4 protein-coding genes and 1 pseudogene are annotated in these 8896 nt (G+C 65.7%); 4 read left to right on the forward strand and 1 reads right to left on the reverse strand.

Going from position 1 to position 8896, the window contains the following annotated elements; genetic code table 11:
* Nucleotides 1–456: PfkB family carbohydrate kinase (locus D588_RS0106520; protein ID WP_017915414.1), on the reverse strand; the 456-nt coding region annotated here is incomplete at its 3' end.
* A gap of 295 nt (nucleotides 457–751) precedes the next feature.
* Between D588_RS0106520 and D588_RS0106525 the strand changes: the two genes are divergently transcribed.
* From D588_RS0106525 to D588_RS27750, 4 genes and pseudogenes are all read left to right on the forward strand, one after another.
* Nucleotides 752–3529, forward strand: coding sequence for a TonB-dependent receptor (locus tag D588_RS0106525; protein WP_026143448.1), 2778 nt, complete (start codon nucleotides 752–754; stop codon nucleotides 3527–3529).
* Between the two features lie 445 nt (nucleotides 3530–3974).
* A complete protein-coding gene (locus tag D588_RS0106530; protein WP_017915416.1) occupies nucleotides 3975–7763 on the forward strand; it encodes a LamG-like jellyroll fold domain-containing protein in 3789 nt (1262 codons plus the stop codon).
* A 246-nt stretch (nucleotides 7764–8009) separates the two neighbouring features.
* Nucleotides 8010–8223: pseudogene (locus D588_RS28160) on the forward strand (hypothetical protein).
* A gap of 173 nt (nucleotides 8224–8396) precedes the next feature.
* On the forward strand, nucleotides 8397–8896 hold a 500-nt coding region (locus tag D588_RS27750), incomplete at its 3' end, for a hypothetical protein (RefSeq protein WP_198526736.1).

An 8896-nucleotide genomic window follows, 5' to 3' on the forward strand; every position in this document is an offset into this window, starting at 1 on the left:
CGCCAGCGCCGCGGCCGCGCCGCGTTCGCCCAGCGCCGGGGTCACCCCGGACAGGTGCAGCCACTGCGCGCCGTGCAGCAGCGCCGGCCAGTCGTGCCGGTCGCCCGCATCCAGCGCGAAGGCCGAGCCGGCGCGATCGTAGGTGACCTCGCTGGGACGGTGCCCGGCGCCGGTGCTGAGGAAGTACAGGCCCATGCGCCCGGGCACGAAGCGCACTCCGCTGGTGTCCACGCCATGCCGGCGCAGTTCGCCGGCCGCGGCCTGGCCCAGCGGGTTGTCCGGCAGCACGCTGACCACCGAGACGGCATGGCCGAAATGCGCCAGCGCCACGCCCACGTTGGCCTCGGCACCGCCCACCTGCACCTCCAGCCGCGGCGTCTGCAGCAGCCGTTCGTGGCCGGGCGCGCCCAGGCGCAGCAACAGTTCGCCGAAGCAGACGATGCGGGAAACGGTCATGGCAAGCGGGTCCGGCAGCCGAAGGGACGCCAAGCATGCCGCGAAATGCAAACGCCGACCAGAAAAAGTGACTAGCGGTGTCATTTTTGTGCGGCAGCACGCGCTTCGGCACTGGCCGACGCCGCGATCCTGCGCTATCTCATTGACTGAAAAGACCCTCGGGTCGCCGGGTACTCTGTTGCGCTGCAAGATGCCGGGATGTTTCGCAACTGTTAACGTTGGTTTTGACCAGCGGTGTCATTCGCGACAACGCCCGCAGTTCCACGCCGTCATGTAACCCTTGGGAGGGGAGGACATGCAATCACGTACCGAACGCCGGAAGACACCGGTTACCTTGCTCGCGCTGTCGATCGGCCTGGCCCTGCAGGCCGGTGCCCTGCAGGCACAGGAAGCGCCGGCGTCCGCGCCGCCCGCCGCGGCCTCGGCCGATGCCACCACCGAGCTCGACACCGTCGTCGTCACCGGTTACCGCGCCAGCGTGGAGAAGGCGCTGGACATCAAGCGCGCCGAAAAGGGCATGGTCGACGCCATCGTCGCCGAGGACGTGGGCAAGTTCCCGGACACCAACCTGGCCGAATCGCTGCAGCGCATCCCCGGCGTGGTCATCACCCGCGACGCCGGCGAAGGCCGCAACATCTCCGTGCGCGGCCTCGGCCCGGACTTCACCCGCGTGCGCATCAACGGCATGGAAGCGCTGACCACGGTCGGCGCCAGCGACCAGAGCGGCGGCACCAACCGCGGCCGCGGCTTCGACTTCAATGTGTTCGCCTCGGACCTGTTCACCCAGATGGTGGTGCGCAAGACCGCCTCGGCCGATGTCGAGGAAGGCTCGCTGGGCGCCACGGTCGACCTGCGCACTGCGCGGCCGTTCGACTACGACGGCTTCACCTTCGCCGCCAACGGCCAGGCCACCTACAACGGCATGTCGCAGAAGGCCGATCCGCGCATCGCCGCGCTGGTCGCCAACACCTGGGCCGACGGCACCTTCGGCGCGCTGATGTCGGTGGCCTACTCCGAGCGCCAGGTGCTCGAGGAAGGCAGCGGCACCACGCGCTGGGCCAACGGCCCGAGCAACAACGGCTACAGCCCCACCTCGCCGTTCGCCGCGGCCAACAGCGCCAACGTGTTCAGCCCGCGCATCCCGCGCTACACGCAGATGGAGCACGAGCAGAACCGCCTGGGCGTGACCGGCTCGCTGCAGTGGAAGCCCAACGACAGCACCGAGTTCTCGCTGGACGGCCTGTACTCGAAGATCGATGCCAAGCGCGACGAGCACTACATCGAGGCGATCAGCTTCAGCCGCGGCGCCAAGCAGGGCGGCAAGCCCGAGATGATCGTGCGCGACGGCTACGTCGATCCGGCTTCCGGGGCGCTGCTCTACGGTCGCTTCGACAACACCGACATCCGCTCGGAGAACCGCCACGACGAGTGGAACACGGTCTTCAAGCAGCTCACCCTCAACGGCGAGCACCGTTTCAGCGACACCTTCAAGATCACCGGCGAGATCGGCACTTCCAGTTCCAAGCACCGGAACCCGATCCAGACCACGGTGATCATGGACAAGAACAACGTCGCCGGTTACAGCTACGACTACCGCAACAGCTACACCTCGCCGGTGTTCAACTACGGCATCGACCCGACCGCCGCCAACGGCTGGACGCTGGCCGAAGTGCGCATGCGCCCGCAGTCTGCCAACAACAGCTTCGACACCGGATCGTTGAATTTCGAGTGGAACCTGAGCCCGAACTTCACCCTCAAGGGCGGCGTGCTGGCCAAGAACTACGGCTTCGATACCAGGGAGCTTCGTCGCTTCGATGAGACCAAGTTGCCGACGTTCGCCACCGGCAATCGCATCGTGCCCACCGACCTGGTTGCGCTGGCCGGGCTGAAGGGCATCGAAGGTTCGCCGTCGAACTGGGTGGTGCCCGACCTCAACGGCATTGCCGACGCGCTGGGCATCTACAGCGGAAACGGCACCTGGGCCCTGGCCGAGCGCGTGGCCAATACCCGCAGCGTGGAGGAAAAGGACCGCGGCGGCTGGCTGATGGCCGACTTCGCTTTCGACATCGGCGCGATTCCGTTCTCCGGCAACGTCGGCGTTCGCCATGTGCGTACCAATCAGTCCTCCACCGGCTACGCGCTGGTCAACAACGTGCCGACGCTGACCACGGTCGAGCGCGCGTACAGCGACACCCTGCCGTCGCTGAACCTGGTCGCCGAGATCACTCCGGACTTCCTGGTCCGTTTCGGCGCCGCCAAGGTGATGGCGCGTCCTGGCCTGGGCAATCTGACCCCGGGCGTGATCGTCAGCGTCGCCGGTGGCGCGCGTACCGTCAGCGCCGGCAACCCCAACCTGGATCCGATCCGCGCCAAGACCGCCGACCTCGGCTTCGAGTGGTACCTGCAGGAAGGCGCGATGCTGGGTCTGGCGCTGTTCTACAAGGACATCAACAGCTTCGTGCAGTCCCCGAAAAGCGTCGCTTCGTATGCCAGCAGCGGCCTGCCGGTCAGCCTGCTCGACGGCACCGGCGCAGGCGCCACCGACGATTTCGTCTTCAGCGTGCCTGTCAACACCCCGGGCGGCAAGTTGAAGGGCGCCGAGTTCAACTACATCCAGCCCTTCAGCTTCCTGCCGGGCAAGTGGGCCAATTTCGGTACCCAGCTCAACTACACCTACGTGCAGTCGAAGATCCAGTACGTCGACAGAAGCGGCGCGCTGACGATCAATACCGACCTCAACGGCCTGTCGAAGAACTCTTACAACGCCACGCTGTTCTACGAAGGCGAGCGCTTCAGCGGGCGCGTGTCGCTGACCCACCGCGACGGCTACCTGACCCAGGTGCCGGCCCCGGAAACCGGCTTCGACGTGCACGGCATGCGCGGCACCAATGTCGTCGACGCCAAGCTGACCTACAAGATCGACGAGAAGATCGACATCAGCCTGGAAGGATCGAACCTGACCAACGTGCCGTACTACGAGTGGGTGCAGACCAGCGCCACCGGCGCGCAGCTGCCGCTGACCTACAGCGAGACCGGCCGCCAGTACGCGATCGGGGTGCGTTACAAGTTCTGAAGACTGCGTTCGCCGGTGCCGCGCTGCGGCATCGGCAACGCCCCGCTGCCCGCATACTTGCGGGCCGGGGAGGGAGATCGACGCGCGCCGCCACGGTGCGCGCCGATCGCAAAGGAGCGAGATGAAACAGGCAATGTGCGGCAGCGCGGTGGGCGCCGGCGGTGGTGTGTCGGCGATCGGTCTTGGGGTGTGGCGTCGCCTGAAGGCGAAGGCGGTGCACCTGCTTGCGTCCATCGGCTCTCCGCGATTGCCACAGGATGTGCCGGCATCGCGCGTCGCGGCTGACGCCGCTCCCACAGTGCAGTACCGCACATGTGGGAGCGGCGTCAGCCGCGGCGCGCGGTTCCTACCCACTTCGGCAAAGCAAGGCTCTACTGCATACGCCGCCAAATCGCAGAGCCCAGGTCGCATCTCACACCGCCTCGCCCTGCTCTGTGCCCTCGCGTTGCCAGCGATCGCCGCAGCCGCCCCCCCTGAACTGCTGTTCCGCGTCTCCGCCGACAAAGGCCTGGACGCCGACGTCGCCCATGGCGACCCCCAACCCAACTTCCGCGACAAGATCGCCCTGGTGCCGACCGGTGTCTCCGGCCAAGCCATCGAATGGGCCGACGACGGTGTGCTGTCCTGGAACGCTCCCGGCAACCTCTACACCCAGCGCGGCACGCTGTCGTTCTTCTGGCGCTCGCGCTACCCGGTGGGCGAAGCGCCGTTCGTGATCTTCCGCGTCGGCTACGCCGACCACACCAGCTGGGACATGGCCTGGCTGCGCATCGACTGGAACGGCCACGGCTTCGATGCCTTCGTGACCGACGCCAACCTGGCCCGCACCCGCGTCTCCTTCAAGCTGGACAAATTCCCCGCGCCGAACGCCTGGACCCACCTGGCCTTCGCCTGGGACGAGACCCGCGGCGTGCGCCTGTACGTGGACGGCAAGGAAGCCGCACGCGTGGACTGCACCCAGGCCTGCGCCGACGGCGGCTCGCTCGACTTCGACGCCGCGCTCGACCAGCTCGGCCTGGCCGCACGCGTGCTGGCGCCGCACCAGGTGCAGAGCCGCTACAACTTCCTGCGCGGCAGCGATTTCGACGAGATCCGCGTCTACGACCGCATGCTCGACGCCGCGGGCGTCGCCGCGCTGGCCCGGCAGCAGGAACCGCGCAGCGCCGAGACCGTGCCCGACAACGCCGCGCGCAACGCCTGGCTGCACCGCTTCGGCTGGGACCACGGCCGCGCCCCGCCGGCGCTGGATGCCCCGTCCACGCGCATCCGCAAGGTCGAGTTCGCCGACGCCAAGGACCTCAAGGAGTGGATGTGGAAGGCGACCGACGGCATCGCCGAGACCACTTGGCCCGGCGTCTATAACCGCTCGCGCCTGCCCGGCCGCAACGACTACTTCCAGTTGCCCGACTGGAACGTCTACGTCGAAGGCGGCAAGGCGCTGGACCTGGCCCTGCCCGACGAACCGTTCAACCGCATCGAACTGCGCGGCGCCGCCTACGGCCAGGCCACCTATGCCGCCGCTGGCGCCACGCCTGCGCCGCTGTTCTCGCGCGCCCAGGGCACGGTGCGCAGCGTCGACCAATTCGAGCGCCGCCGCGGCGGCCACCTGCGTTTCACCAACGTCGCCCAGGAAACCCCGATCCAGGAGATCTGGGCCTACGACGTGGGCGCCGGCGCCGAGCCGGCCCACCCCAGCGCCACGCTGCGCTACACCGTGCGCAGCGACATCGCCCCGGACTACGCCAACCTCGCCGCCTTGCGTGCCTACATCGCCGGGCGCTACCCGCCGGACGAGCGCAGCACCGTGGTCGCGCTGCCGACCAAGGCGCCGTCGCGCAAGCGCGCCGACGAAAAGACCGCGGTGCCGCCGCTGCCCATCGTGCATGTGCTCATTCCGTCCAACCTCGGCGACGCCCCGGCCGCGCAGCCGCTGATGCGCAGCTGGTCCTACGGCTGGGAGAACATGCACGATGGCCTGGACGGCATCGCCATCGACCTGCCGGCGCTGCAGCTGCCGGCCACGCACAACGGCCTGATCCCGCTCAACATCCGCGTCAAGGATCCAATCTGGCCCGGCCGCGACATGCTCGACGTGTCGGTGTCGGTCGCGCCCGGGCAGGCGCGCACGCTGTGGCTGGACCTGCGCGACCGCATCCTGACCGACGACAGCCTGATGCTCAGCATCGCCTCTGCCGCGCCCGGCTTCGATGCGCGCGCGCTGGACGGCGCGCAGATCCGCCTGCTGTTCAAGCCGCGCGAGCAGGCCAAGATCGAGCACATCGCCGACCGTTTCAACCAGGTCAAGGACAACTGGGGCTTCCTGGTCGAGGAACACACCACCTCCAAGCGCCAGCGTCTGTACGCGCGCCTGGATGCGGACATCCACGACCTGCTGCGGGTGGATCCGGACAACGCGCTGGGCCGCCAGTACTGGGCCGACATCAGCTACGGCAACCAGGGCCCGCTGCCGGTGCAGTTGCCGCAGCCGCCCAAGGGCGTGCCGGGCTGGGCGTTCTGGCAGCTGGAAGACCTCAAGGCCACGCGCCGCTACATCAACTGGTGGATCGACGAACGCCAGGTGGATTACGGCGATTTCGGCGGCGGCATCTCCGACGATTCCGACCTCACCCAGCAATGGCCCGGCGTCGCCCTGATGGGCGTGGATCCGGACAAACTCAACGCCTCGCTCACCGCCCTGTCGGACGCCAACTACCGCAACGGCATGTTCACCGACGGCCTCTCCACCATCGAGACCGACGAACTGCATTCCTACGAGGACGGCATCAACATCAACAGCGAAATGCTCTACCTCAACTGGGGCGACCCGCTGACGGTGGAGCGGCTGATGCGCACGGTGAAGGCGTTCGACAACATCATCCAGGTCAACCCGCAGGGCCACCTGCTATTCGCCAGCAACTGGTTCGGCGGGCGCAAGGTCTACCGCGAACCGAACTGGCAGTGGCAAAAACCCTACTCGTTCCCGATCCTGCACCCGGCGCTGCTGCTGGGCGGCTACAACGCCGACCCCAACAGCCGCCGCATCGTCACCGGCCTGGCCGACGGCTACCTGGCCCACGCCTACACCGACGCCAAGGGCCAATGGGCGCTGCCCAACGAGATCAACTGGGCCACCGGCAAGACCCGCGGCGGCAGCCTGTTCGACGGCAGCGGCGGCCCCGACACCCTGCACACCTTCTGGGCCGCCTACCGCTGGACCGGCGACGCGCGCTACCTCCAGCCCATCGACTACCGCGTCGCCAAGGCCGGCCCCGGCGGCCTGTCCCTGCTCAACGAAAACTTCCTCGACGTGCTCGGCAAGCGCGACAGCTGGGGCGCCAGCCTGGCCAAGGCGGCAGCAGATGCCGAGGCCGACGACGCCCCGGACTTCGCCCACCACGTCGCCTGGGAGCAGAGCGGCGACCCGCGCTGGCTGGAAACCCTGTACCGCGCCGAGACCCGCGACAAGCTGCAGAGCTTCTACATGAACACCGAAGGTCACTGGTGGAGCGACCGCGTCGAATCGCCCACCGTGAACCTGCAGCGCGCCCGCCTCGGCGGCGTCGCCCTCAAGCGCAACCAGACCTACCCCGGCCACACCGTCAGCTGGCGTTTCGCCGATCCCGAAGGCGCCGTGCAGGTGGCGCTGCTGCTGCCCAAGCCGCGGCAGGATCGCTTCACCGTCATCGGCTACAACACCAGCGGCAAGACGCAGCGGGCGCAGATGACCGGGTGGAATGTCGCGGCTGGGCAGTGGCGGATGCGCGCGGGTGTGGATCGCGACGGCGATGGCAAGATCGATGGCAAGGCCGCCACCCGTGAATTCGCGTTCGAGAAGAGCGGGGCGGTGGACGTGGAGTTCCCCGCCGGCAAGACGGTGGTGATGGAGTTCGAGCTGGTCGCGCCCGCCGCGGTGCCGGTCGAGTTGCGGCCGGATCTGGGGATCGGGTGTGGGGATGTGCGGGTGACCGCGGACGCTATCGAAGTCACCGTGCATAGCCTGGGGCATGTGGATGCGCCGGCGGGGTTTGTGGTGTTGGAAGATGCACGTGGCAGGGAATTGGCGCGGGCGGCGTTTCCTGCGTTGGAGGCGCCGCGGGACCTGGAGCCGAAGACGGCGCAGGTGCGGTTGGTGGTGCCGGGTGGAAAGAGCGCCAAGGGAGGACTGCTGCGTGTCGTCACCGAGGGCGACGTGGCGGAACTGACCCAGAGAAACAATGCAGTGGATGTGCCCTGATTTAATCGGGTCCACATCAAGACGGGCCCTTGCCTAGCGGGACGCGCATTCACCCCGGAATGTCCCCGACTGACGGCTTACATTTGTCTCCCCAAAAAGTGTGACGCTGTGCTAGAACAGAGTTGTCTGTGGGGGAGGACGGACTTCCACCGGACATGATTGGACGGTTGCGCCTGGGGATACGCGGCGCAGAGCGTCCATCTGTAATGGAAACGCTAGGACGCCACATTTTCTTAGGGGAAATCGATGTTTACCAAAGTCTCGATCATCGCGGCGCTAGCCGGGTTTGCCTTGTGCCTGGCTGTTGCATCTGCGGATGCACGTGCGCGCGCATCTGGTTCACACCACACGAAGAATCACGGCGGTCACTACACGTCGGGCCATGGTTCTTCGCATAAGGGTGGTAGCTATCTATCGTAATCTAAGCACTAACAATCAATACCGCCGACATAAGCGCTGATTTTTACAGGTTGCGAACTTGGCAACTTGAACAGCCACTCCGGTACAAGACATGGCATCAGTCCGATCCTTCCACGTTACCAGAGCCTTAGACATACCTCTGGCTGCGGTTATCCGATGTTTCTGGCGAATTGATGGAATTTAATACTAATAGTTAGCTCCAAGGGGCGATCAATGGCAACCGATTCAAAAGCACTACGCTGCGGCCTAGTGATGCCAATATCCGCAATTGACGGTTTGCCGGAAAGCCACTGGGACGAGTTACGTGCCATCATCAAAGAGGCATTGGCGGATACGGGGTTCACTGTTGAGCTTGTCAGTGATTCGAATGAGATTGGAATCATCCAAAAGCGCATCGTCCAGAATCTGTATGACAATGACATCGTCATATGCGACGTTAGCGCAAAAAACCCCAATGTCATGTTCGAACTTGGAATGCGTCTTGCGTTCGATAAGCCAGCGATAATTATTAAAGACGACAAAACCAATTATTCGTTTGACACCTCGCCAATCGAGCACTTGCAGTATCCCCGAGACCTCCACTATCACGCTATACAGGCGTTTAAAGTAAAACTCCGAGATAAGGTGCACGCAACTTACGAGGCATCAAAAGGTGCAGAATACACGACATTCCTAAAGCACTTTGGTCAGTTCGTCGTTGCAAAACTCGACGA

Origin of the sequence: Xanthomonas sp. SHU 308 (assembly GCF_000364645.1) — a bacterium.
GTDB lineage: Bacteria > Pseudomonadota > Gammaproteobacteria > Xanthomonadales > Xanthomonadaceae > Xanthomonas_A > Xanthomonas_A sontii.

Excerpts from the sequence above, each read along its gene's own strand:
- D588_RS0106525 (WP_026143448.1), top strand. The coding sequence starts at position 752 with ATGCAATCACGTACCGAACGCCGGAAGACACCGGTTACCTTGCTCGCG.